Origin of the sequence: Bacillus siamensis KCTC 13613 (genome assembly GCF_000262045.1) — a bacterium.
GTDB classification, from domain to species: Bacteria; Bacillota; Bacilli; order Bacillales; family Bacillaceae; genus Bacillus; species Bacillus siamensis.
This window is the reverse complement of the sequence record NZ_AJVF01000041.1, coordinates 169,874-194,740: the sequence shown is the minus strand read 5'-3', so window position 1 is coordinate 194,740 and position 24,867 is coordinate 169,874. Positions and strand designations below refer to the sequence as shown.

25 protein-coding genes and 1 other annotated feature are annotated in these 24,867 nt (G+C 47.8%); of the genes, 2 read left to right on the top strand and 23 right to left on the bottom strand.

The features are described 5' to 3' along the window. Nucleotides 1-17: 17 nt before the first annotated feature. The 10 genes from Y79_RS0116305 to Y79_RS0116260 form a co-directional block, all read right to left on the bottom strand. Nucleotides 18-845, bottom strand: a complete 828-nt coding sequence (locus tag Y79_RS0116305) for an arabinooligosaccharides ABC transporter permease AraQ (RefSeq protein WP_032864872.1) — start codon at nt 843-845, stop codon at nt 18-20. A gap of 18 nt (nt 846-863) precedes the next feature. Next, nucleotides 864-1,805, bottom strand: coding sequence for an arabinooligosaccharides ABC transporter permease AraP (locus Y79_RS0116300; RefSeq protein ID WP_016938639.1), 942 nt, complete (start codon nt 1,803-1,805; stop codon nt 864-866). A 38-nt stretch (nt 1,806-1,843) separates the two neighbouring features. Continuing rightward, nucleotides 1,844-3,139, bottom strand: coding sequence for an arabinooligosaccharides ABC transporter substrate-binding protein AraN (locus tag Y79_RS0116295; protein WP_016938638.1), 1,296 nt, complete (start codon nt 3,137-3,139; stop codon nt 1,844-1,846). A gap of 1 nt (nt 3,140) precedes the next feature. Continuing rightward, nucleotides 3,141-4,346: a sn-glycerol-1-phosphate dehydrogenase gene (locus Y79_RS0116290; RefSeq protein ID WP_016938637.1), complete on the bottom strand. Its 1,206-nt coding sequence runs from the start codon at nt 4,344-4,346 to the stop codon at nt 3,141-3,143. Beyond that, nucleotides 4,343-5,149 carry an HAD-IIA family hydrolase gene (locus Y79_RS0116285; protein ID WP_415273223.1) on the bottom strand — a complete coding sequence of 269 codons (807 nt, stop codon included), beginning with the start codon at nt 5,147-5,149 and terminating at the stop codon, nt 4,343-4,345. Before Y79_RS0116285 ends, Y79_RS0116290 begins: the two co-directional genes overlap by 4 nt. Then, nucleotides 5,127-5,816, bottom strand: a complete 690-nt coding sequence (gene araD / locus Y79_RS0116280; RefSeq protein ID WP_016938635.1) for an L-ribulose-5-phosphate 4-epimerase — start codon at nt 5,814-5,816, stop codon at nt 5,127-5,129. The genes Y79_RS0116285 and araD overlap by 23 nt, the downstream gene beginning before the upstream one ends. Next, on the bottom strand, nt 5,809-7,494 hold the full coding sequence (gene araB, locus Y79_RS0116275; RefSeq protein ID WP_016938634.1) for a ribulokinase: 1,686 nt from the start codon (nt 7,492-7,494) through the stop codon (nt 5,809-5,811). Before araB ends, araD begins: the two co-directional genes overlap by 8 nt. A 1-nt stretch (nt 7,495) precedes the next feature. After that, entirely contained in the window at nt 7,496-8,989 is a 1,494-nt protein-coding gene (araA, locus tag Y79_RS0116270) for an L-arabinose isomerase (RefSeq protein ID WP_029575355.1), read from the bottom strand. Nucleotides 8,990-9,167: 178 nt separating this feature from the next. After that, nucleotides 9,168-10,130 carry an arabinan endo-1,5-alpha-L-arabinosidase AbnA gene (locus Y79_RS0116265; protein WP_029575354.1) on the bottom strand — a complete coding sequence of 321 codons (963 nt, stop codon included), beginning with the start codon at nt 10,128-10,130 and terminating at the stop codon, nt 9,168-9,170. 143 nt (nt 10,131-10,273) lie between these two features. Continuing rightward, nucleotides 10,274-11,359, bottom strand: a complete 1,086-nt coding sequence (locus tag Y79_RS0116260; RefSeq protein ID WP_016938631.1) for a M42 family metallopeptidase — start codon at nt 11,357-11,359, stop codon at nt 10,274-10,276. 183 nt (nt 11,360-11,542) lie between these two features. Between Y79_RS0116260 and Y79_RS0116255 the strand changes: the two genes are divergently transcribed. After that, nucleotides 11,543-11,935 (top strand): hypothetical protein, encoded by a 393-nt coding sequence (locus tag Y79_RS0116255; protein ID WP_016938630.1) that lies wholly within the window; start codon nt 11,543-11,545, stop codon nt 11,933-11,935. 13 nt (nt 11,936-11,948) lie between these two features. On the opposite strand, the gene Y79_RS0116250 is transcribed toward Y79_RS0116255, so the two are convergent. The 8 genes from Y79_RS0116250 to Y79_RS0116215 all read right to left on the bottom strand — a co-directional run bounded on the left by Y79_RS0116250 (nt 11,949) and on the right by Y79_RS0116215 (nt 17,526). Next, nucleotides 11,949-12,212, bottom strand: a complete 264-nt coding sequence (locus tag Y79_RS0116250; RefSeq protein WP_016938629.1) for a DUF1294 domain-containing protein — start codon at nt 12,210-12,212, stop codon at nt 11,949-11,951. A gap of 57 nt (nt 12,213-12,269) precedes the next feature. Then, complete coding sequence (rplT, locus tag Y79_RS0116245) at nt 12,270-12,629, bottom strand: 50S ribosomal protein L20 (RefSeq protein ID WP_007613019.1); 360 nt, start codon at nt 12,627-12,629, stop codon at nt 12,270-12,272. 31 nt (nt 12,630-12,660) lie between these two features. Then, nucleotides 12,661-12,861: a 50S ribosomal protein L35 gene (gene rpmI, locus Y79_RS0116240; protein ID WP_003152493.1), complete on the bottom strand. Its 201-nt coding sequence runs from the start codon at nt 12,859-12,861 to the stop codon at nt 12,661-12,663. A 12-nt stretch (nt 12,862-12,873) separates the two neighbouring features. Next, nucleotides 12,874-13,395: a translation initiation factor IF-3 gene (gene infC / locus Y79_RS0116235; protein WP_071543361.1), complete on the bottom strand. Its 522-nt coding sequence runs from the start codon at nt 13,393-13,395 to the stop codon at nt 12,874-12,876. A 58-nt stretch (nt 13,396-13,453) separates the two neighbouring features. Then, nucleotides 13,454-13,584: a sequence feature (ribosomal protein L20 leader region), on the bottom strand. 181 nt (nt 13,585-13,765) lie between these two features. Next, on the bottom strand, nt 13,766-14,449 hold the full coding sequence (gene lrgB, locus Y79_RS0116230) for an antiholin-like protein LrgB (protein WP_016938628.1): 684 nt from the start codon (nt 14,447-14,449) through the stop codon (nt 13,766-13,768). Nucleotides 14,450-14,461: 12 nt separating this feature from the next. After that, nucleotides 14,462-14,902, bottom strand: coding sequence for an antiholin-like murein hydrolase modulator LrgA (lrgA, locus tag Y79_RS0116225; RefSeq protein WP_016938627.1), 441 nt, complete (start codon nt 14,900-14,902; stop codon nt 14,462-14,464). Nucleotides 14,903-15,032: 130 nt separating this feature from the next. After that, the gene (locus Y79_RS0116220) at nt 15,033-15,767 is read right to left on the bottom strand and encodes a LytR/AlgR family response regulator transcription factor (RefSeq protein WP_016938626.1); all 735 of its coding nucleotides are present in this window, start codon (nt 15,765-15,767) and stop codon (nt 15,033-15,035) included. Continuing rightward, nucleotides 15,745-17,526 carry a sensor histidine kinase gene (locus Y79_RS0116215; protein WP_016938625.1) on the bottom strand — a complete coding sequence of 594 codons (1,782 nt, stop codon included), beginning with the start codon at nt 17,524-17,526 and terminating at the stop codon, nt 15,745-15,747. Before Y79_RS0116215 ends, Y79_RS0116220 begins: the two co-directional genes overlap by 23 nt. A gap of 187 nt (nt 17,527-17,713) precedes the next feature. On the opposite strand from Y79_RS0116215, the gene Y79_RS0116205 reads away from it, so the two are divergent. Next, nucleotides 17,714-18,508 (top strand): HAD family hydrolase, encoded by a 795-nt coding sequence (locus Y79_RS0116205; RefSeq protein WP_016938623.1) that lies wholly within the window; start codon nt 17,714-17,716, stop codon nt 18,506-18,508. Nucleotides 18,509-18,550: 42 nt separating this feature from the next. On the opposite strand, the gene thrS is transcribed toward Y79_RS0116205, so the two are convergent. From thrS to dnaB, 5 genes are all read right to left on the bottom strand, one after another. Further along, nucleotides 18,551-20,482: a threonine--tRNA ligase gene (gene thrS / locus Y79_RS0116200; RefSeq protein WP_029575353.1), complete on the bottom strand. Its 1,932-nt coding sequence runs from the start codon at nt 20,480-20,482 to the stop codon at nt 18,551-18,553. Between the two features lie 410 nt (nt 20,483-20,892). Then, a complete protein-coding gene (gene ytxC, locus Y79_RS0116195) occupies nt 20,893-21,723 on the bottom strand; it encodes a putative sporulation protein YtxC (RefSeq protein ID WP_016938621.1) in 831 nt (276 codons plus the stop codon). Nucleotides 21,724-21,788: 65 nt separating this feature from the next. Beyond that, nucleotides 21,789-22,430, bottom strand: a complete 642-nt coding sequence (locus tag Y79_RS0116190; protein WP_029575352.1) for a TVP38/TMEM64 family protein — start codon at nt 22,428-22,430, stop codon at nt 21,789-21,791. 31 nt (nt 22,431-22,461) lie between these two features. Continuing rightward, a complete protein-coding gene (dnaI, locus tag Y79_RS0116185) occupies nt 22,462-23,397 on the bottom strand; it encodes a primosomal protein DnaI (protein ID WP_016938619.1) in 936 nt (311 codons plus the stop codon). Between the two features lie 24 nt (nt 23,398-23,421). Beyond that, nucleotides 23,422-24,834, bottom strand: coding sequence for a replicative helicase loading/DNA remodeling protein DnaB (gene dnaB / locus Y79_RS0116180; RefSeq protein WP_016938618.1), 1,413 nt, complete (start codon nt 24,832-24,834; stop codon nt 23,422-23,424). Between the last annotated feature and the right edge of the window lie 33 nt (nt 24,835-24,867).

Sequence of the window (24,867 nt, the reverse complement as noted above, 5' to 3'; positions counted from 1 at the left end):
ATGTTTCCTCCCTCTCTCTATCCCTTCACTCCGCCGACTGTCAGGCCGGAAATAAAGTATTTTTGGAAAAACAAGAATATGATAATCACCGGCAGTATCGCAAAAACGGAACCGGAGATCAGCATGTCATAGTTGTTGCCGTACGGACTCAGCAGCCCTGACAGTCCGATTGGAAGCGTAAACATTTCTTTCGACCGAAGCACGATCAGCGGCCATAAAAAGTTATTCCAGCTGTTTAAAGATTGGAGAATGATCATTGCTCCGAATGCCGGTTTCATGAGGGGCGCCATAATTCTGAAGAAAATGCCGAATTCCGTGCAGCCATCCATTCTCGCTGAATCGAGCAGATCCCTCGGGAGGCCGAGCGCGTATTGCCTGAAAAAGAACACGGCGACAGGCGACACAATAAACGGCAGAATCACCCCCGTATAAGAATCAATCAAATGAAGCCCCACCGTCAGTTTAAATAACGGAAGCATCATCACTTCCAGAGGAACCATCATAATGATCAGCACAAGAACGAAAATAACATTTCGGCCTTTAAACTCGTATACACCGAGTCCGTAGCCGATCATAGAGGAAAAAAACAGTGTGAGCACCGTGGTGAGAACCCCGAGCAGCAGGCTGTTAAAAAACCACTTAAAATAAATGCTTCCCCCGTTGAACAAATACGTGTAGTTATCAAAGCTCATCACATCCGGATCAAGACGCAGATTCAGTCCGATGCGCATCAGCTCAGATGACGGCTTTAATGAACCGAGCAATAGGCAGATCATCGGAAAGATATACAGCAGGCTCAGCATGATAAAAAACAAGGTAAACGCGACTCTGTACACGGAAAACATGTGATTGTTACGCACCACCTATCCCTCCCCTTTAAACGAACCGGACAGTTTCAACGACACAAGGCTGACAAGTAAGATGACAAGCAAAAGGACAATTCCGATGGCGGCCCCGTACCCCATTTCGTTGTACGCAAGCCCCTGCTGATATAAATAACCGACAAGCGTGAGGCCGATATTGCCCGGGGAATTATTCTGCCACAGCACATAGCTTTCCTCAAACATTCTGAAACCGCCGATCATACTGATCGTTAACACATAAACGGATACCGGCTTTAAAAACGGGAGGGTAATATGCCGGAACTTTTTCCACGTACTCGCCCCGTCAATTTCAGCCGCCTCATATAATTCTTTCGGCACGTTTTGCAATCCGGCCAGAAAATAAAGAATGTTAATGCCCATCCATCTCCATGACGCAAGCAGCACCATTAAAAACATACCGGTTCCTTTGTTATTGAGCCAGTTTTGAGGCGATACGCCAAGCTTCATCATCAGCTCGTTTGCCAGCGACGTATTCATTTCTCCGAACATCAGCCGGAATATAATCCCCGCGACGATCGTCGATGTCAAAGCCGGTACGAACAGTGCCGATTTAAACACATTTCTGAATCTGACGAGCTTCGAATTCAGAATCACCGCCAAAAGAAGCGGCACCGGAATCAGCACGATCAGCGTCCAGAAGGTATATTCCAATGTATTAAACAGTGCGGTGTAAAAGGTTGGATTAAGAAGAGAGGAGTAATTGGAAAAACCGACAAATGCAGCTTCTCCCGGCAGTATCCGCTGAAAGCTCATGATACACACGCTGATGATCGGATACAAAAAGAAAACGAGAAACGAAATGATAAAAGGCGCCGTAAAAAGATAAGGCGCTGCTTTTTTGGAATACAGCACATTGCGCCGGCGCGGCTTCTTCCGGGCTGCGGAAACGGTTTGCGCTGCCTCCGTCTTTACAGGTCTCATAAAGCTCCCCCGCTTTCTCTGTTAAAATGGGCGGCTTCTTATTTTTCCAATTGCTGCGCCGCCTCGTCCAAGGCTTCCTTAGGTGTTTTTTCCTGCGTCTTCAGCGCATCGAACAGCACCTGTCTGACGACGAGATCAGCCGCTTTAGAGAAGTCTTCATGCAAATAAATCGGATTGATCTCATCTTTTACTTCAAGGAGCGTGGAGAAAATGGATGTACCGTTCCGGAAGAAATCCGTGTACTTATTTTTCTCCTTCAATTCTTTTGAATCCCACACGTCCCAGCGGAGCGGATCAAAGCCGAGCACCGTCCACAGCTTAATATTTCCTTCCTTTGAACCTTTCGCAAATCCGAGAAATTCTTTCGCGAGCTTCAGATGTTCAGCCTGTTTCGGTACGACGGTGGCTGTTCCGCCCAAGCCCGCTGATCTGTCGCGGCCTTTTTTCCAAGCCGGCATAGGGTAAATCGCCATTTTTCCTTTTAAATCAGGCATATAATCGATAAACCGTCCCATGTACCAGATGGGCATCAGTACTGACGCTGCCCCGCCCTGATTCATAAAACCGTAGTATTCTTCACTGTGATGGCCGCCGCCGGGAGCCGGCAGAAGGGTTTTATCATTTACCATGTCCTTTAAGTCATTCAATGTGTCTATATTCGTTTTATTGTTCAGAATCAACTTTCCGTTTTTGCTGAAGTAGCCTGATCCTTGCTGTGAAATCATGGAAAGAAATGTGGCGGAATCATTTGTTTCAACCGTTCCCATCGGTTTCCCCGCGATTTCGCGCACTTTTTTCCCCGCCAGCCGGTAGTCCTCCCATGTCTTAATCGATGCGGGATCAACGCCCGCCTTTTTCATAATATCCATGTTGTAAAACATCACGGTCGTCCCTACATGTGTGTCAAGGCCGTACAGTTTGCCGTTTTTGCTGTATAAGGCCAGGCGCGCTTCCACAAACTTATCGCGGTCTTTTTCAATCAGCGGAGTCAGATCGGCAAGCGGGATATCCTTCCCCTTCAGAAAGTTCGAGAACCGGCTTAATTCCACGTCGGCAATATCAGGAAGCCCTTCGCCCGCGATCAGGGAAACGGATAGATTATCATGCATTTGTCCATAAGGATAAACAACGGTATTCAGCTTAATTTTGCGCTCCGGATATTTCTGATTCCATTCTTTGGCCATTTCCTGATAAAACTGTTCGTGCAGTCCGTTAAACGTCCAGAATGTCAGCTCCGTTTCTCCCGCACTGCCGGCAGTCCGTTCTTGTGAACAGCCGGCGGTAAATAATAAGAACATCATCAGCGCCAAACATACAGCAGCCGTTTTTTTCATGTCATTCCCCCTTCCGCTTCAGGCCGTGCGGCGAATGATGTGCAAAGAGCGCTGCATTTTCATTTATGATGGTTAAGCCGGTATAACGGTCTCGCAGTGTGTGTGCATGCTTAAGGGCGTCGCTGACAAGGTCCTGTTTTACACCGATTTCATCAAAACTGGCGGGACCTCCGGCAGATGTGAGCCACCCGGCAATTGTTTTGCCGTCAGGGAGCCCTTCATATGCTGATTGAACCGCCTCGCGAAAGTGCGTCGGAAGTTCTGCAAGCTTTTCGTGGCAGGCCAGATCTTTGTAAATATCACTCAGCACCGCGCACGCGCAGCCCACCTTCGCACCGTGGAGAATCGGAGGCTGTTTCGTCTTCAGCAGTTCCATCTCAATCCAATGCGAGATGTGATGCTCTCCTCCTGAGGCGGGACGGGAGTGATCAAGGGCAAGCATGACAAGACCCGAAACGATCAGCGCTTCCATCAGGATGCGAATGCCGGCCTCTGTTCCCATGGCAATGTCAGCACGGTGATCAATGCACTGCCAAAGCGCGTCTTTCACAAGTTTCGCCCCGGCTTCTGAGTACGGCTCATCCGCAAGCCTATGGGAGATCTCCCAATCTGCCAGCGAAGTTATTTTTCCGAGCATGTCGCCGAAGCCCGCGGCTGTCATTGCGCGCGGCGCTTCTTTTAATAGATTCGTATCCGCAAATAAGGCGATCGGCGCTTTCGTCTGAATCGTCGTTTTGATACCGTTTAATATGAGCGGCGCTCCCGCTGATGTAAATCCGTCGACTGAAGGAGCGGTGGGGAATGAGATAAACGGCAAACCGCGCTGGCAGGCGGCAAACCGCGTAATGTCGTGAATCGTTCCTGACCCGGCCGCAATGATGACATCCGTCTCTTCCGCGATATTGATCAGCGTATAGATCAGTGTCCTTTCATCAGCCGCAGCGGTTCCTGTTTCATGCTCCGGAATGATGATCTTTGCCGCTTCGATCCCGCCGGCCTTCAATTCGTCCGCAAGCATCCCTCCCGCCGCTTCGTCAGTGTTCCGGTCACAGACGATCGCCGGATGTTTCCAGCATTTTTTTTGAAGAAATCTGAAAAGCTCTTCTTTTGCATCCGCTCCGATGATGATGTCTTCTATTTGAATAGGAGAGCGGCTGCCTCCTTCCTTATTAAACTCGGATTGAATGTCCGCCGGAGAAAGTTTCATAAAAGGATTCCCTCCTTCGCTAATTCTGTCAGGTCTTTAATAGAGTCGAGCACGATGTCAGGCTCATAGAGACGGGTCTCCCCAAGTTTTGCCGATCCCGTCAGAACCAACACGCTTTTCATCCCGTACAGCCTTCCCATTGCGATATCTGATTCGAGGCTGTCTCCGATTATTGCGCATTCTCCCGGGGAAAGCCCGAGCGCTTCACATGCTGCCTCAGCCATCAGCCAAGACGGTTTGCCGACGACAAGCTCCGTTTTTACTCCGGCAGATGCCTCAATGGCCCCGATCATTCCCGCGACGTCCATAGCATGGCCGCCTTCATTCGGAAACGAGCGGTCCCGGTTCGTGGCGATGATGCGCGCGCCGGAGGAAGCTGCCTGGAAAGCGAGATTCAGATCCTCATAGGTGACAGTTTCATGCAAAGAGATAACAAGCCAGTCTGCCGCCTGCGGCTTTTGCGCCATGGTGACACCCGCTAAAGCGAGTTCATCCGTCAGCCCTCTCTCTCCTAACACCCATACCTTTGACAAAGGATAATGCTTCTTTAAAAATGATGCCGTCACACTGGAGGATAGCACGATGCTCCGTTCATCCGTCCGGATACCGGCACCAAGCAGTTTCTTTTGGCACATGGCTCTTGATAGATTGCCGCGGTTGCTTAAAAAGACAACGGCTTTGCCCAGGGACTGAAGAGTATGAATGGCTTCTGTTGCGCCGTCAATCAGCTCCTGCCCCCTGAATACGGTTCCGTCTAAATCAATCAGAAACCCGGATGCGTCAAGTTTGGCCATAATAAGCATTCGCCCCGTGTTTTCTGTAAAAATGCTTATCATGCAGCACTCTGTCTATCGGGCTGAGCTGTTTGTTCAGCATAAGCGAATGGTAGGCCATTTCCGCCACGGTTTCGAGCACTACAGCGTTATGCACGGCATTCAGCGCGTCCGTTCCCCAGCAGAACGGACCGTGGCTGTGGACGAGGACACCCGGATTTTGTTCATACGATTCATTTTGAAAGGTTTCCGCTATGACTTTGCCTGTATGATATTCGTAATCTTTCACAATTTCTTCTTCATACATTTCCCTCGTACAGGGTATAGCGCTTTCAAAATAATCCGCGTGGGTCGTTCCGAGCGCGGGAATGTCTCTGCCTGACTGCGCCCAGCTCGTCGCCCAGCGGGAATGCGTATGAACGATTCCGCCGATAGCGGGAAAGGCTTTATACAGATAAAGATGGGTCGGCGTGTCAGAGGACGGCTTCAGCGAGCCTTCCAGAATCTCTCCGTCCTCATTCAGGACGACCAGTTTGTCTGCGGTCAGCTCACTGTAATCGACACCGCTCGGTTTAATGACGATTCTCCCGCTTTCTCTGTCAATGCCGCTGACATTTCCCCATGTAAACGTGACAAGATTATGTTCCTCAAGCTTCAGGTTGGCGGCGAGCACTTCTTCTTTTAACGCTTCAAGCATGGCGGCTCTCCCCTTTCGCGAACTCACGGTTTTTAATGGCTTTCAGGCGTTTCATGACATTGTTTTCTTTGCCGAAGTAGTGAACGAGCTCTTTGTATTCCGCATATAAGCTGTCATAAATCTCAGCTCTTCCCCGATTCGGGACATAAGAGCCGTCTTTTAATTTCCCCATATGTGCGCAAGCCTCAGCAATATTGGAGAAACCCCCGTTTTCCCGTCCCGCAGCGAGCGCTCCGAAAATCGCGGAGCCCAGTGCCGGCGCCTGCGGAGACCCGGATAATTTAATGTCCATATTTGTGACGTCTGCATAAATTTGCATGATAAATGGATTTTTCTCAGCGATTCCTCCGGCTGCATAAAGCTCCTCGACCGGAACGCCGTTTTCGCGGAATGTTTCGATAATCATCCTCGTTCCGAACGCCGTCGCTTCAATCAATGCCCTGTAGATTTCTTCCGGTTTCGTGTGCAGCGTCATGCCGAGCATCATGCCCGTCAAATCGGCGTCCACCAAGGTTGACCGGTTTCCGTTCCACCAGTCAAGCGCGAGAAGACCGCTTTCCCCCGGAGCAAGCTCTGCTGCTTTTTCGCTTAAAAGCTCGTGAATATCGATCTGTTTTTCCTCGGCTTCCTTCTCATAGTCTTTCGGAACGCACGTTTTAACAAACCATTCAAAGTGGTCGCCGACACAGGACTGCCCCGCTTCATATCCCGCATATCCAGGCAAGATGCCGTTATTGACAACTCCGCACATACCGGGGACGATATGTTCTTCCTCGCCGAGCAGCACATGACAGGTGGACGTTCCCATGATCATCAGCATTTTCCCCGGCTCTGTAATGCCGACCGCTGGCACTGACACGTGAGCGTCAACATTGGCGACTGCAACGGCCGTCCCCGGCAAAAGCCCGGTCAGCTCCGCCATTTTTTCGGTCAGTCCTCCTGCCTTTTCTCCGACTGAATAAATGGTTCCGCTTAATTTATCATTTGTAATCGTTTTCATTAACGGGTTGAGCCTTTCGAAAAAATGATTAGGCGGATATCCCGTCTCCTCATTCCAAATTGCTTTGTAGCCGGCCGTGCAGTTGCTCCGCTTCAATGAACCGCACAATTGATAGACGATCCAGTCTGCCGCTTCCACAATCCGATCTGCCGCCTCGTATATATGCGGCGCTTCTTCCGCAATTTGCATGATTTTCGGGATCATCCATTCGGAAGAAATTTTACCGCCGTATCTTTTGAGAAATTCTTCTTTTGTGTCTTCGGCAATCGCGTTCAAACAGTCTGCATGCTTTTGAGCCGCATGATGCTTCCACAGCTTCACATAACTGTGAGGCTCCCGTTCAAATTCCGGAAGCATACAAAGCGGCTGTCCCGCGCCGTCTACCGGCAAAATGGTGCAGGCCGTAAAATCAATTCCTATGCCGATCACATCTTTTGGATCAGCGCCCGACTGCTGAAGCAGGCTCGGAATCGCCGTTTCCAAAACTTCAATATAATCGGCGGGATCTTGAAGCGCCCAGTCACGAGGGAGCTTTTCCCCCGTTTTCGGCAGCGTACGGTCGATAACGGCATGAGTGTATTCTTTGACCGCGGATGCAATTTCTTCTCCTGTCCGGACATTGACAAGCACCGCCCTGCCGGACAATGTGCCGAAATCCACACCAATTGTATACGCCATATCAATTCCCTCCCAGCCGGTATAATGCGTCATTCCACTTCAGCTCTTTTTTCAGCTCGCGTATTTCGGTATTGCGGGAAATAAAGATGCTTTCAATGCCTGCCATTTCAGCCCAGTCAAGCATCTGTTCAGCCGTAAGCCGGAAGGACATACAGGTATGATGAGCGCCTCCCGCCAAAATCCATGCTTCCGCAGCTGTTTTCAGCGATGGCTCAGGCTTCCACAGCACCCGCGCCACAGGCAGATTCGGCATGTCATGTTCAATTTCCATGCCTTCCGCTTCATTTAGAATGAGACGGAACCGCCCTCCGATGTCAATGATACTTGCGATGATGGCTGAACCGCCGATTCCGTTAAAGACCAATCGGGCGGGATCTTCTTTTCCCCCGATTGAGAGAGGATGGACTTCAATTTTCGGCCGATCAAGGGCAATTGTCGGACATACTTCAAGCATATGTGATCCGAGAATCATCGCACGCCCCGGCTCAAAATGGTACGTGTAATCTTCCATGAAGGAGGTTTGTTTTCCGTCCGCCATTATTTTCATCATTCGTACCAAGGCAGCCGTTTTCCAATCGCCTTCGCCGGCAAATCCGTACCCTTTTTCCATGAGACGCTGAACGGCAAGACCCGGAAGCTGCTTCATTCCGTGCAAAACTTCAAAGGAGGTCGAAAACGCTGTATATCCGCCCCGTTCGAGAAAGGCCGTTAATCCGAGTTCAATTTTCGCCTGTTCTTTAATGGAAGCAACTTTTGCTTCATCCCGTTTCGTTTCATCGCTGATGATATACAATTTGTCGTATTCTTCATAAAGCGCCTCAATTTCTGCATCGGTGACATTGTTCATCACCTCGGTAAGATCACCGATTCCGTACCCGTCAACCTGCCAGCCGAATTGAATGTGGGCGCCGACTTTGTCTCCGTCAGTCACGGCTACATTCCGCATGTTGTCGCCGAACCGGGCTACTTTAATATGCCTGCTTTCATTCCAAGCGGCAGCAGTATTCATCCATTGTGAAATGTCACGTTTAACTTCTTCATCATCCCAATAGCCTGCAATGACTTTTCTCGTCTGCCCCATTCTTGACTGGATATATCCGTATTCCCGGTCTCCGTGGGCGGATTGGTTGCTGTTCATAAAATCCATATCAATCGTTTCCCACGGAATGTCGCGATGATATTGGGTATGCAGATGAAGCATCGGCTTTTGAAAGGCGGAAAGACCTTCAATCCACATTTTCGCCGGAGAAAATGTATGCATCCACGTGATGATCCCGGCGCAGTTTTCTTGATACTGCGCTTCCCGCAAAACCTCTCTGATTGTTTCAGATGACGTAACAACTGCTTTATGCCTGATCTTGTATCTTGATGACACCCCGCTGAGACCGTCACATATCCCTTTTGCGTGTTGATCGACAAGCTGAAGCGTTTCCTCTCCGTATAAGTGCTGGCTTCCCGTCACAAACCAAAATTCATAATCTTTGTTCTGAAGCACATTCATTTCCCCTTCCTGTCAAAATAAAGCGCTTGCATTTAAAAATATACGTATAAATTAAAATATTAGACTTTTAACTTTTTATTTGTACGAACAATTTTATTATAGTTAAGGAGGAATCAAACTGTCAATCTTTTATTGCAAGTAAAAAGCCGGACACACATGCCCGGCTGCTCAATTAATAGGATGGCCACCCTGAACTCCAATCGATATCATTGATGAGCATCTTCGGGATTCCGCTGTTTTCGGCATCATACGCATGACGCACTAAAATATTTCCGTTCACAATGTCTTGGCCGCCCGGGCCTTTCCAGCGGTCATTGCCGGAATCAAGAATCGTCCCTCCGCCTTCTGACATGCTTTTCCCGCTTTTATCAAGGTATGGACCGGTGATGCTTTTGGATCTTCCATAAGCAATTTTGTACGTACTATTCACGCCTGAACAGCATTTATCAAACGACACCATTAAGTAATAGTAGCCGTTCTGATAGGTGATGGAAGGCGCTTCCAAAGCTCCGCCGTTATTCGGTCTTGAGGCGATGGAATAAAGGGAGCCGGTCGGTTTCATTGTGTTTTTATCAAGCTTTGTCAGCTTAATGCCGCTCCAAAAAGAACCGAAGGCAAGCCAAGGGTTTCCGTCTTTATCAATTGTCAGCTCCGGATCAATTGCATTGTAATGATCGGCGCTTGTTGAACGGATGACGAGCCCTTCGTCCTTCCAGTTTCCCGAACTGAGGTTTGCTGATGATGCAAGACCGATCGCGGAGGTATTTTTGCCGAATGAAGAAACGGCATAATACAGCCAATACTTTCCGTTAAAATATTGAACATCGGGGGCCCATTGATTCAGCCCGTAATTCGGCACATAATTGCCCCACCATGACAGCGGGGAAGTAAAAATTGATTTCTGAACGGTCCATACGCCGCCGCTGCCCGCCTTTAAGACACGAAGTCCCCTCTCACCTTCCAAACCGGTTCCGAATGCGTACCACGTGTTTCCTTCTTTCGCCATTGTCGGATCGTGCAGCAATTCATTCGACGCACCCCATAACGCGGCAGATGCAGGAGATGAAGACAGCAGCAGCCCGGCTGTTACGGCTGCGCACGAAAAGCGGATCATGCGTTTGAATCTGTTTTTCATTTCATAACCCCTCCCTTTTTTTGAAGCGCTTACAAAAATATTCTGTAAGATTTTTCTATGTCTTTTCTTATTGTAGTCATCGTGATCATATTTGTACAGACAAAAAAAAGAATCTGCTTGAAAAAGCAGATTCTTCCGTATCATTATTGATATGTAATACGGTCAACCGTTTCCCGGTCTAATTTTTTAATTACTTCTGTGATCAATTTTACCGTATTCTCATAATCATCCCGATGCAAAATAGCGGCATGAGTGTGAATGTAGCGCGTTGCGATCGTAATAGACAGCGCCGGCACTCCGTTTGCGGTTAAATGAATGGAACCTGAATCCGTCCCGCCCCCGGCAATGGAATCGAATTGATACGGAATTCCCGCTTCTTCCGCCGTGTTTACGACAAGGTCGCGCAGCCCTTTGTGAGAGACCATAGATGCGTCATACAGAATAATTTGCGGCCCTTCGCCGATTTTACTTTGCGCTTCTTTTTCAGAAATTCCCGGTGTATCTCCGGCAATTCCGACATCCACACCGAACGCGATGTCAGGCTGGATGGTATGCGCCGCTGTTTTCGCCCCGCGCAGCCCGACTTCTTCTTGAACCGTTCCCACTCCGTATACTTCATTCGGATGATCGCTGTTTTTCAGATTTTTTAATACATCGATGGCAATCGCACAGCCGATACGGTTGTCCCATGCTTTCGCCAATAAATGTTTTTCATTGTTCATCACTGTAAATTCAAAATACGGCACAACCTGGTCACCCGGTAGAACGCCCCATTCCATTGCTTCTTCACGGCTGGACGCCCCGATATCGATGAACATCTCTTTGATATCGGCGGCTTTTTTTCTGGCGTCAGGCGGTAAAATATGCGGCGGCTTCGAACCGATGATTCCCGTGATGTCTCCTTTTTTTGTCACGACGGTGACGCGCTGGGCCAGCATCACCTGAGACCACCAGCCGCCGACGGTTTGGAAGCGGAGAAAGCCTTTATCAGTGATTTGCGTCACCATAAAACCGACTTCGTCTAAATGCCCTGAGATCATGATTTTCGGGCCGTTTTCTTCGCCGGTTTTTTTGGCAATTAAGCTTCCCAGCCGGTCGGTTGTGACCTCATCGGCAAATGGTTCTATGTATGATTTCATCACTTGTCTTACTTCTCTCTCATTTCCCGGTATCCCTTTTGCGTCCGTTAACGCTTTCAGCATGGTGAGCGTTTCATCTAATTTTGTCATCAATAAACCTCCTTTTTTTCACTACCCTTCTTATTATACAGAACCGATGCAGAAGCATACGATTAATTCGCCTGAAAAACGGGTAAATGTTTTTATCTATTTCTTTTAAAAAAATGAAACCTTTTGTTTTGTTTTTCGTATTACATCAGATCATGACAAAGGTAAGGAGGTGCCTTCACACAGATGGCCATTACAGTATTCAGGATTGTCTTGCTTGCACTTCTTATTTATTTTATTTACATGGCGGTCAAATTCTACGCAAACCCGAAGAGAAGGCTCAGACTGGCACAATCAAAAGAAAATTTTTATTTTATTGATGAACAGAAAAACACGCGAAAAAATCTCCAGCTTACTTATAAAGGAGTGCTCTTTGAAGGAGAGAAGCATATCCCTTCCAAAGACCATCCGCTGTTTATTCATACGATATTTGTATGGACTGAGACTCCGGAAAAGCTGAGCAGCTTTTCTGCAGATGATTTCGAAGAAGTTGAGAAAAAGGTATTGGAGCGGTACCCGAATTGCAAGATTGATTGGGACCAGCCCATTAAAAAAGCAAAAAAAGCAGGCGGGCGCTGAGCCCTCCTGCTTTTTATTTATCATTCAAATAGATCACCACAAGGGCGGCTTCAACGAGAAAAAGCAGCGGCACCCCGTATAAAAAAGCTTTGTGCTTTGTCTTATGCCTGAAGGTGCGCATGCCGAGCCATACGCCGAGTGAGCCGAACATGGCGGCTGTGAGCCATATCCGTTTCTCTGATATTCTCCATCTGTGCGCTTTCGCTCTTCTTTTATCAGCGCCCATGATCCAAAAGCCGTATCCGTTTATCAATACGGCATAAATGAAGAGAGCCATTAATTGTCACCCTTTACGTAAAAAACCGCTCCCGGAAAGAGAGCGGCTTTTTTCAACTTACTTGTCTAACTGAGCTTTAGCAGCATCAGCAAGCTGATTGAAAGCAGTAAGATCGTTTACAGCAAGATCAGCAAGCATTTTGCGGTTTACTTCGATGCCTGAAAGCTTAAGACCGTGCATTAAACGGCTGTAAGAAAGACCGTTCATACGAGCAGCTGCGTTGATACGAGTGATCCAAAGCTTACGGAAGTCACGTTTTTTCTGACGACGGTCACGGAAAGCGTAGTTTCCAGATTTCATGACCTGCTGGTTTGCTACTTTGTATAATCTATGTTTTGAACCGAAATAACCTTTTGCTAATTTAAGAACCTTTTTACGACGCTGACGCGACACAGTTCCGCCTTTTACTCTTGGCATTATATTTCCCTCCTAATTGTTCCTTGTCCGATTACTTGATGTTAGCAAGCTGTTGTTTGATACGTTTGAAGTCTCCTGCGCTTACAATAGCACCCTTGCGAAGCTTACGCTTTTGCTTTTGGGATTTGTTGGCGAATAAGTGACTTGTATATGCATGAGAACGTTTTAACTTCCCAGAACCTGTCTTTTTAAAACGTTTAGCAGATCCGCGGTGAGTTTTCATTTTTGGCATGGGATTTCCTCCTTATTGCTTTTCGTTTTTCGGCGCGAGCATTAAGAACATGCTGCGGCCGTCCATTTTTGGTTTTGTTTCGACTGTCGCAACTTCCGCACATGCTTCAGAGAAACGGTCCAATACGCGCTGGCCGATTTCTTTATGAGTGATTGCGCGCCCTTTAAAGCGGATAGAAGCTTTCACTTTATCGCCTTTTTCAAGGAATTTAATCGCATTGCGCAATTTCGTGTTAAAGTCATGCTCATCGATTGTCGGACTTAATCTAACTTCTTTTAAGTTAATGATTTTTTGATTTTTGCGTGCTTCTTTGTCCTTTTTCTGCTGCTCGAATCTGAACTTACCGTAGTCCATGATGCGGCATACAGGCGGTTTTGCATTTGCTGCAACTAACACAAGGTCAAGATTTGCGCGGCCGGCGATTTCAAGTGCTTCCTGACGGGACTTGATGCCGAGCTGATCGCCATTTTGTCCGATCAGACGAACTTCACGTGCACGGATACCCTCATTAACCAATTGATCTTTGCTAATAATGAGCCACCTCCATAGTTTCTTCGAATTGATTCACAACGCGTTTTGACTGCATTCTGCAGGCAAACAAAAAGTGCGGGCATGACAACACACCCACACTACGAACATCTGCATAAATAAAAATGTACGGTCAACCTGCCAACTACATGAATGTGTCAATCAGGTGAGAAGCGGGTGCCTCTGCTTGTGATTTATATTCAATTCAATAACTATTCTACACAATACCGGAACGTTAGTCAAGAATGACTTATCCGGATCAACTTTTTCATTCTAACACGGCACCAGAGGAAGCGCAAGGAAAAATGTGAAATTTCGTTCTTTGCCGCCCGCGGATGGGCCGGACAATAAAAAAACCCGGATTTATGATCCGGGTTTATCCACCAATGAGCTGAACGAATACCGGGATGACCAGCACCGTCACCACTCCTACGACGACAACCGCGATACTTGCCATTGCCGCTTCTACTTCTCCCATCTCAATACCGACCGCAACACCGAGTGCGTGTCCGGATGTGCCGAGAGCCAGTCCTTTAGAGATCGGATGTTTCACTTTAAACAGTTTTAAGAATAAAGCCCCGAGAGCATAGACAATGACGGCGTTGAAAATGACGGCGAAAGCAGTGATGTCGGTGATGCCGCCGATCCCTTTTGACAGCGGAAGGGCAATTGCCGTTGTCGCCGCCTGCGGAAGCATGCTTTTCATAACGGCCGCGTCAAGATGAATGCCTTTTGCGATCAGATAGACAATCGTGACTGAGCAGATAGAGCCGGCAATGATAGAAGACATGATCTGCCACCAGTATTTTTTCAGCTTGTCACGCTGTTTGTATAAAGGAATGGCAAAAGCAATCGTCGCGGGCTCCAGGAAGAACTTAATAATGTCTCCGCCGCTTTTATAATCTTCATATGAAAAACCGCCGAGCTTCAGAAAAAGGATGCCAAGCACCATCGCGACAAACAGCGGGGTGAAGAGGAAAAATCCTTTCGTTTTTTTAAATAAATACGTGCCGATGCCAAAGGCCGCAAGCGAAACGACAATACCGAAATATGGACTCATCCGATTTCCCTCCTAATGCTGCACAAGTTCATTTTCTTGATTGGAACGGCGCACCGTTTGTTTATCAGCCGGAGCTGCCTTCTGACGTTTTTGGCTGACTGACAGAATCAGCTGAGAAAAAAGGCCCGTCGCCCCTAACAGAATGATGGTGGCGAGTAAGATGACGAGTGCGATCTGCACGCCGTACTGCTGCATGACGCCAAGTGAATTCATCACGGAGATGCCCGACGGGACAAATAAAAATCCGATCAGTGACGTTAATGATGTTCCCAGCGTTTCTACTTGTTCAAGTTTTATCACTTTCAGGCATAAAAGGACAAATAATAGCACCAAACCTACTACGGAAGCGGGTATAGGAATGGGGACAATCGCTGCAATCCCATTAGATATGAGCATAATGCCGGCAAAAATAAATGCTTGTGTCAGAAATCCGTACACTTTCTTCGCACTCATTTTCTTCACCTCTTTCTCTAAGTTAGGTCCATTATAAAAGAGAAACCGACTTATTAAGCGCTTTCATCACAAACGGCAGAATATTCAATCTGAAATGCAAAAAACGGCTGCTGAAATGCAGAAAGCCGCCTCATATAATATGAAGCAGCTTTTTTAAGTCCTTTGCGTATGTACGGCTGACGGGAATTTTAGAGCCGTCTTTTAAGATCAGATTGTAGGTCGAATTAAACCACGGATGAATTTCCGTAATATGCTCCGTATTCACGATGAACGCGCGGTGCACTCTCAAGAAACCCGTCTCAGGCAGCTTTTTCTCAATGACAGCTAAGGTTTCATGAACGGAATAAGACGCGGCAAACGTTTTGACGGAAACGTGCCCGTCCTCCATGCCCGCAAAAATAATATCTTTCGTATCTAAAATGACAATGGATTCGCCGGCTGATACCGCAAGCTTATGCGCTCCGGCTGCGGTTTGCTGTTCTGAGACGGCTTCTGCCCTGTCCTGCTTCACTCTTTTAAACTTTCTGATTGTCTGGCGGACTCTTTCTTCATCAAAAGGCTTTGTTAAATAATCGAGCGCATCGACTTCAAAGGCCTTTAAAGCAAATTGGTCATACGCTGTCGCAAAAACGACAGCCGGCGGATTTTTCATGTTTTTCAGCCGCTTGGCAATGTCAAATCCGTTTTCTCCTGACAAATCAACATCCAAAAACAGCAGATCCGGTTTTTGATCCATCATGCTGTCAAAAGCGGATTCAATATTTTCCGCCTCGTTTATGTCATCTACTTCATTCGTCCGTTTCAGCAAATAAGCTAATTCATCCCTTGCCAGCATTTCATCATCAACGATTAACACCTTCAGCATGTTCTTCTCCTTTAGTCATCAGTTTCAAAGGCAGCTCAAATGATACGTCCGTACCTTTTTGGGGCTCACTTTCCAATCGCAGAGCGGCTTCAGGGCCGAACAGCCCGATCAGCCGCTGATTTAAATTGTAAAGCGCGGTTCCCGTTCCTTCTTTAGACGGCAGCGGACGGTTTCCGAGCACGGACAGCAATTCCGGATCAATTCCCCGTCCATTGTCCCTCACCCGCATTAAAACCGACGGGCCGGCGGATACCACGCTGACATTGACGGCACAGCTGTCCTGCTTTCTTGAAAATGCATGGCGGAGCGCATTTTCGACGAGGATCTGCAGCACAAAAGGAGGAATTTCGATGTCCTCCAAACCGTTTTCAATTTCAAGACTGATTTTATATTTCCCGGGAAAACGGGCCTGCTCCAATGACAAATATGCCTGCAGATGGTTCAGTTCTTTAGAAAGCGGGATGAGCAGCTGCCTTGCCCCCTGCAGGTTGGAACGGAAATAGACGCTGAGCTGCAGCAGAAGCTTTCGGGTTTTTTCCACATCCGTACGGCAAAGAGCAGAAATCGTATTGATTGCATTAAACAGAAAATGCGGATTGACCTGTGCCTGAAGCGCCTTTATTTCTGCATCTTTCAGCAATTTGCTCTGCAGTTCCGCCTCGCCGAGTTCAAGCTGGGTGGAAAACAGCATGGCGAGACCCTCTGCGAGCTCTTCTTCAACCCGGCTTAAACCGGACGGGCTTTTAAAGTACATTTTCAGCGTCCCGATTGTTTTGCCGTTTGACGTCAGCGGCAATACGATCGCCGCATGCAGCGGACAGGGATCGTGCGTGCATTCAATTTCTTCCTTTGATGTCGCTTTCATAATATGCCCCGTTTTAATGACGCGTTTTGACAATCCGGTGATCAGGCTTTCAGACGGAATATGATGGTCGGCACCCGCTCCGACGTGCGCTAAAATCTTTTCATTATCCGTAAGCGATACCGCGTCCGTTCCTGTTTGCCTGTGGATGATGGCAGCGACGCTTTTGCATGAGCTTTCATTCAGCCCCTGACGGAAAAACGGAAGCGTCTGGTCGGCAATCATCAGCACCCTGTGGGTTTCAAGAGCTCTTGCCCGTTCTTCCTTCCGGATCATCGATTGAATGATCGAAAGAAAAATAAAAGTCCCTGACCCGTTCACCAATATCATCGGGATGCCGATGATGCTCACTAGGGTCCAAGCGTCAGAAAACGGCTTGGCCATTAAAAGAATGAGCAGCATTTGCAATGATTCCATCCCGAGTCCGACCAGCGCGGCCACTCGCGGTGTCGGCATCGCATAGCGCTTTCTGAAATACCGCCCGATCCAGCCGGATAAAATCCCCGCTAAAACGGATGAGACGGCACAGCTGACTGCGGTCGCGCCGCCTAGTGATAAACGATGCAGGCCGGACAGTATGCCGACACCGATCCCTACATACGGGCCGCCCAAGAGTCCGCCGATTTCAACACCCATAATCCGCGTGTTGGCAATTGAACCGGACGGATTAATTTGAAACACCCAGTCATTATTCATAATTGTATTCTGCTGAATTTCTATTCCCGTATAGTTGCTGATAATACTGAACAGCGAGAAAATTGAAATCAGCACCGCTTTGCCTTTATAGCTCTCAGGCTGCTGGAGCGCCTGTCTGAACAATCTGGTATGAGCCAGAACAAAGCCCAATATGACGATTATTCCGACTCTTTCCAGCATCATAATGATCAAATGCAGCATGCTTTTTCACCTGTTCTTTCAAATTTTATTTTATCACGTTTTAACGCTTGAGACAGAATATGACACAAATCTGCCTGTTTTTTTCAAATCATCTGAAAACAAATCTTTCGCAGTCTATGTATCTATTGTAGAATAAACGGGAGCCTTGCGGCAGAGAGTTTCAGAATATAACAAAGAGGAGAAGATCATGAAAGCCGTATTTTTTGATTTGGACGATACACTGTTATGGGATGAAAAAAGCGTCAGAACAACATTCAGGGAAACATGTTTACAAGCGGAAAAAAAATATGGCCTTGACCCGCACACTTTTGAAGAAGCGGTTCGGAAAGCGGCACGGGAATTGTATATGTCATACGAAACCTATCCTTATACGGTCATGATCGGCATTAATCCGTTTGAAGGGTTGTGGGCGAATTTCTCCGAGCCGGTCAGCGAAGGATTTAAACAGCTGAATCAGATTGCGCCGGAATACAGACGAAACGCCTGGACGAACGGCTTAAAAAGTGTCGGCATAGACGATGCGGCTTACGGCGAATATTTGGCGGAGTTTTTCGCGGCGGAACGCAGACAGCGCCCGTATGTGTATGATGAAACATTTGCGGTGCTTGATAAGCTGAAAGGTGTTTATGAACTGCTTCTGCTGACAAACGGCGATCCCAGCCTGCAAAAAGAAAAACTTGCCGGCGTTCCTGAGCTTGCGCCTTATTTTAATGAAATCGTCATCTCAGGCGCTTTCGGAAAAGGGAAACCCGACGCCTCTATATTTGAACATTGCCTCAGCCTCCTGAAGCTGAAAAAAGAAGATGCCATAATGGTCGGAGATAATCTCAACACTGATATTTTGGGAGCGAAACGGGCAGGCATCACGACGGTGTGGGTAAACCGGACGAATAAGAAAAATGAAACAGACATTACGCCTGATTATGTGATCAGCAATCTTCACGAACTGTTTGCGATTATAGACAAGCAGAAACAAAGATAAAAAAAACCCCATTCATTTAGAATGGGGTTTTTGTGTGTCTGTTTATTTTTTCGCTTCGGCTACAGCCTTTTTCACAAAATCGTCCAATGAAACGGTTTCGGATTTCTGCTCGCCGTATTTCCGGACGTTTACCGCGCCGTTTTCAGCTTCTTGGTCACCGACCACAAGCATGTACGGGATTTTTTGCATTTGCGCTTCACGGATTTTATAGCCGATTTTCTCATCCCGGCTGTCAAGCTCGACACGCAGGCCTTCGCGCTGCAGGCGCTCCTGCACTTTTTTCGCGTAGTCAAGATGCACAGACGGTGATACAGGAATGACTTGGAATTGCACAGGCGCAAGCCATGTCGGAAGGGCGCCTTTGTGCTCTTCGATTAAGAAAGCAACAAAGCGTTCCATCGTTGACACGACGCCTCGGTGAATAACGACTGGACGGTGCTGTTTGCCGTCTTCTCCGACGTAAGTGAGATCAAAGCGTTCCGGAAGAAGGAAGTCAAGCTGCACGGTTGACAATGTCTCTTCTTTGCCGATCGCCGTTTTCACCTGCACGTCAAGCTTAGGGCCGTAAAACGCCGCTTCGCCTTCCGCTTCATAGTAATCATGGCCGATTTCATCCATTGCCGCCTTCAGCATGGATTGCGCTTTATTCCACATCTCATCATCATCAAAATATTTTTCCGTATCTTCAGGATCGCGGTAAGACAGGCGGAATGTGTAATCACTCAGGCCGAAGTCTTCGTATACGTCTTGAATCAAGCGGACCGTGCGGATGAATTCTTCTTTAATCTGATCCGGGCGGACGAAAATGTGTGCGTCATTTAACGTCATGCCGCGTACGCGCTGAAGACCTGAAAGCGCTCCTGACATTTCATAGCGGTGCATCGTTCCGAGCTCGGCGATGCGGATCGGTAGCTCCCGGTAGCTGTGAATGTCCTGTTTGTAAATCATCATATGGTGAGGACAGTTCATCGGACGGAGCACAAGCGTTTCATTGTCCATTTCCATCGGCGGGAACATGCCGTCCTGATAATGTTCCCAGTGGCCTGATGTTTCGTACAGGTCTTTGCTTCCGAGAACAGGCGTATACACGTGTTCATAGCCGAGGCTCAGCTCTTTATCCACAATGTAGCGCTCAATCACGCGGCGGATGGTCGCGCCTTTCGGCAGCCAGAGCGGCAGGCCTTGTCCGACTTTTTGAGAGTTGGCGAACAATTTTAGTTCTTTGCCCAGTTTTCTGTGGTCGCGTTCTTTCGCTTCTTCAAGCATGCGCAAATGCTCTTTCAGGTCATCCTTTTTAAAGAAAGCCGTGCCGTAAATGCGCTGAAGCATTTGGTTTTTGCTGTCTCCGCGCCAGTATGCGCCTGCAAGGCTGAGCAGCTTAAATTCTTTAATTTTTCCTGTAGACGGCACGTGCACGCCGCGGCAGAGGTCAAAAAATTCACCCTGCTCATAAATGGAGACCGTTTCTCCTTCTGGGATGGCATCCAGCAGTTCAAGCTTCAGATTATCGCCGATTTCCGCAAACATGGCTTTTGCTTCCTCACGGCTCACTTCTTTTCGGATGATCGGCAGATTTTCACCGACGATGCGTTTCATTTCTTTTTCAATCTTCGGAAGATCATCCGGCGTCAGCGCCTGCTCCATTTCAACGTCATAATAGAACCCGTTTTCAATGACGGGGCCGACTCCGAATTTCACATCTTTATAAATGCGTTTAATCGCCTGAGCCAATAAATGCGCCGTGCTGTGACGCATGATATTCAGGCCTTCTTCTGTGCCTTCTGTAATAATTTCTACGGCACCGTCCTCTTGAATCGGCGTTCTTAAATCAATTTCCTGTCCGTTCAGTTTTCCGGCTAAAGACTTTTTCTTTAATCCCGGACTGATGGATGCCGCGATATCTTCTGTTGTTGTTCCTTTCGGAAATTCCTTTACCGCTCCGTCCGGAAATGTGATGTTGATCATATCTGACATCTTCGTCACTCCTTTTTTTATGCAAATCAAAAACCCCGCCCCCTATGAAAGGGACGAGGTTAAATAAACGGAATCGTGGTTCCACCCTTTTTTCCGCGCGGCCTGTTTTTTTCGGCACCTGCGGCTCTAAACTCTGTAACGGGAGTTCCCGTCAGCTATTACTGGCGCTTATTCCGGCGTTCACAGCTGAAGTTCAAAGGCGGTAAAGACAATGATCCATAGCTGGAAAGCTTTCAGCCTGGGCTCTCCTCTCTTATAAAGCCGGTATCAATGCTTCATGTCCTTATCAATACGTGTAGCAATCATTAATCTGTTATGTATTATAAAATGTCTGTGAGAAAAATGCAACTCGGTTTTCCGTCTGATTTCGCACAGACAGCCCCGCTGCTGCCGCAAGGCCGTCTGTGCAGCTATCCTTCCGTCTTTTCCGCCGCAAACGCGCCTAACGGAAAAAGACGCACCCGCTCCTGAAACACGTTTTGAATCGTTCTGGACATCATATGCTCCGGTTTGTCCGTATACAGTTCTACCGTCTCAGGCGCGATGGAGATCAGCGGCGCAAGCAGGTGGGAATCTATATACATCGGGTGCTCCCGCACAAACCGTCTGTCTATGTATTTTTTCTGTTCCCGTTCTGACACGTAGCGCAGCTCCCACAGTGTAAAAGCCCGGTCATGTACGATATGGACTTTCTTCATCCGCGGCGGATTGGATGTCACGTAATCTCTCAAAGACTGGATAAAGTTTTGATATTCCTGTTCCATCCGGTATTCATCTATCGCAGCCTCGGTATATTCCCTGAGCCGCTCATAATACCTGCCGAGCCGGAACGTCTGAAACGAACGCACGGAAAAAACACCCGCATCAAGTGAAATCGTCCGGAGCGCTTCTGAAATAAACTGTGTGCGCGGCTCTTTCTTCGGCTCAAACGGATGATCATCAAGCTCCCCTTCCATAATGCTGTGTGCAAGCTGAAGGATTTGCTGCTGTTCATCCTGATCGGTGAAGCAGTATTCGTCTTCAATAAGCGAAAGCATATGCTCGTCTTCTTTACATTCTAAAAAAAATCTGACCAGGATCGGCTCAATAAAGCGCTGAACGCAAAAAGCCGATTCAGACCTTGCGATTCCGACTTTTTTTATGCCTTCACGGACAATAAAATGTCTCCGGTCGTCCGATTGCTGAATGAGATGTAAAAAAGCGGCGGTATCGTGGTCATCTTCAAAGATCACTTCAAGCATATTTGTCCCCCCTTACGGCATCTGTTACAAGTATATGGGGGATGTTTTTAAAATAGACGTAAAGGTTAGCTTTCACCGCCGAACAAATGGCGGACCTTCTTCTTAAAGATGAGGGGAAGCGATAAAAACACGATGTAAAGACAGATGACTCCGAGCATGTTCAGCACATTTCCGGACATAAAGCTCGCGCCAAGCACATTCAGAACGATCGTCCCCGGAATGATGCCCGCTGCGGTCGCCAAAAAATATGTCATCGGCCTGACTTTCGAAAGACCCGCGGCATAGCTGATCACATCAAAATTTACAGGCAGAATGCGAAGGATAAAAATATAAAAGAAGCCATTGGTTTTCATCTGCTTTTGAATGGCTTCCATTTTTCCGTGACGGCTTTTTTCTTTAAAGGCAAACAGCCCGGCCGCAAAAAAAGACGCGGCCGCAGCGCCCATTGAGCCCGCCAGCGTATACACGGTGCCGAAAAACGGTCCGAACGCCAATCCTCCGGCGACGGAAACGATTGATACGGGAAACAGCACAAAAGGCCTGACGATGGAAATTCCGATAAACACAAGCGGCGCAAAGACACCGAACGATAACACCCAAAGACGGATCTCCTTAGGCGACAGATTCAGATATTTGCGGTTTGCCCACAACAAAAGGCCCGCTCCCGCCGCAGCCGCAGCCCATGTGACAGCCTTCTTATTCCTCATTCCCTCAAATCCTTCCCTTTGGACGCCGGCATTATGGACGGCGGCGGTTTTCCCCGTCAAGACGGACAGGCGAAGCCAAATATAAAATCCGCTCCATCAATCTTGCCGCTTTTACCTCTTCCTTTTCTCCCCGCTGTGAATACGTAAAATGATGCTTCAGCTCGTCAGGTGAAAAATTAGACGAGAAAAACGTGGGAAGCTGCTGGCTCATTCTGTGCTGAAGCACGGTGCCGATGACCTCATCCCTGACCCAGCTTGTCATTGACTCCGCTCCGATGTCATCAAGCATCAGGACGGGCGTCGTTTTGACCATATTCAGTTTCTCCTCCAGCGACTGATCCTGGAGAGAGTTTTTCAGCTCTCTGACAAATTCGGGAACATATACGATCATTGATGAATATTCTTTTTCCGCCAGCTCATTGGCGATGGCGGCTAGAATAAATGTCTTTCCGATTCCGAATTTTCCGTACAGATACAGCCCTTTGCCTTTGCCCGTTTCATTATAGCTCTTCAGAAAATCCGTCACATGCTGGAAGATGCCAAGTCTGCTCGGATCTGTAATGTCGATCTGCTGAAACGTCGCGCCGAGAAGATCCCGCTGGATATACATGCTCTTCATCAGGGACTTTTGTCTTTTCTGGCGGTCGAGCTTTCTCTTTTCCGGACATTCGTAATATTCAATATCAATAGAACGTCCGTTGATCACAAGCTTCGGATGATAGCCTTCAAGCAGGCTGTTCGTCTCGTTGTCTTTTGAACAGAAGGCGCACTGCTTGCTTTGCTGAACGTATTCGTACAGTTTATTTAACCCTCTGTCAATCATGCTTTGATTAATTGCATCTTTCTGTTCCTTCAAAAAAGCCTGGACGTCTTTGTCGGCCATGACTTGCTGCTGCATTCGTTCCAGGCGTTTTTGAAAGTCAGGTCTCTTCGTCACGCCTTCTAAGGATCGGCTGATCGGTTCCATTCAGTATCACCCCGCTTCTCTGTCTCAGTAGGCAGAGTATTTTTTCAGTTTTTTCATTTCTTCCATCATTTTTTTCTTCTGTTCTTCGAGATCCTCCGCGGAAAGAGCCGGCTGCTGTTCAGACTTCTTCCCGGTTTCTTCTTCTTTCATCCAATCAGGGCGCTTTTCTTCCCGGACGGTTTTTTTGCCGCGCGCAGCGCCGTTTGTTTTGCCGTCCGCCCAATCAAGATACTGCCTGTGCTCTTCTATTGCGAGCTTCATTGCTTCCCGGACCGTTTTTACTTTCTTTCTGGCCCAGTGAGCGGCGATTTTTTGAATATAGTTTTTGGACAGCTTCATATCCGTTTTCAGCATGACATAATAAATCAGCACATTGGTGACACCGGGCTCAAGCTTCTGTTCGAACATAATATCAGCGATAATCTGCAAGTCTGCTTTGGACGGCTCGGTCCCGTCCGCAATGTCCTGAAGAAGCTTTCTCGGTGATATGGTCTCAAGCTGTGCAATGAGTTCGGCATTCAATGAATCGTCCTTTTCCGTCTTGTTTTCCCGCAGGCGGACAGGCTGTGTTTTATCAATCAGTTCCGGAAGCTTCCCGCTTCTTTCAATTTGGTACCAGTCGCTGGCCGCTTTCCTCAGCGCTTCGGCCGTTATCGTATCCTGTTCATTAATAGCGGTCATGACGACGTGCTGCATGGAGATAGGATCTATTCCGTATAAATATGAAAGCTTTTTAATGCTCTCCCGCACGTCCTGCGTGATTGATTTGCGCGGTATCATCGTTTCTGACAGTCCCGCCATGAAAAGCTCAAAATCAAACACTTCCTCCGTCACCGTATAGGAAGGCGCTTGTCCGACAGACGCCGTCTCATAGTCCTCGGGGAGCTTCATCGCTTCTTCCATATCCGGCGTCATTTTCCATTCGCTCGGCTGAAAAGAGGCAAAGGCGTGATTAAACGGACGCGTAATTTCCCTTGCGTCCGCGCCGACGGAAGGATGCGTGTAAAATTGTCTCAGCTGCTGGTATTTCGTTTTACCGACTCTGTTATAAAGAAAGACATTCAGCATGCCGTCTTCAAAAAAATCATTCGGTCTGAGCGGGGGCAGCAGCTCATAAATAAACATCCGTTCCTTTTGCTCGGACTCCCGGATATACACTTTCAGCAGCCCGATTCCTTCAAGCTTTCCCTGTTCATGATGAATCTTTTTTAAATTTGCCTGCATCATGCCCATCAGCTGTCTGTGCGTGGATTCAGCTCCCCACAAACGGTTCTGCTCAAGCTCCCCCCATAAAGTCATATACAGAGAGAATGCAAATGAACCGATCAGCGGCTGGTACAGATGTGTCAAAACCTGTCTGTCGACATCCTGAAGAAGCGAACGGCTTTTGACCGTATAAGGATCTACAGGCAATACGTCATTCCAATAGTCAGCCATGATTCTCAAACCTTCCGATATGTTTCTACTCTC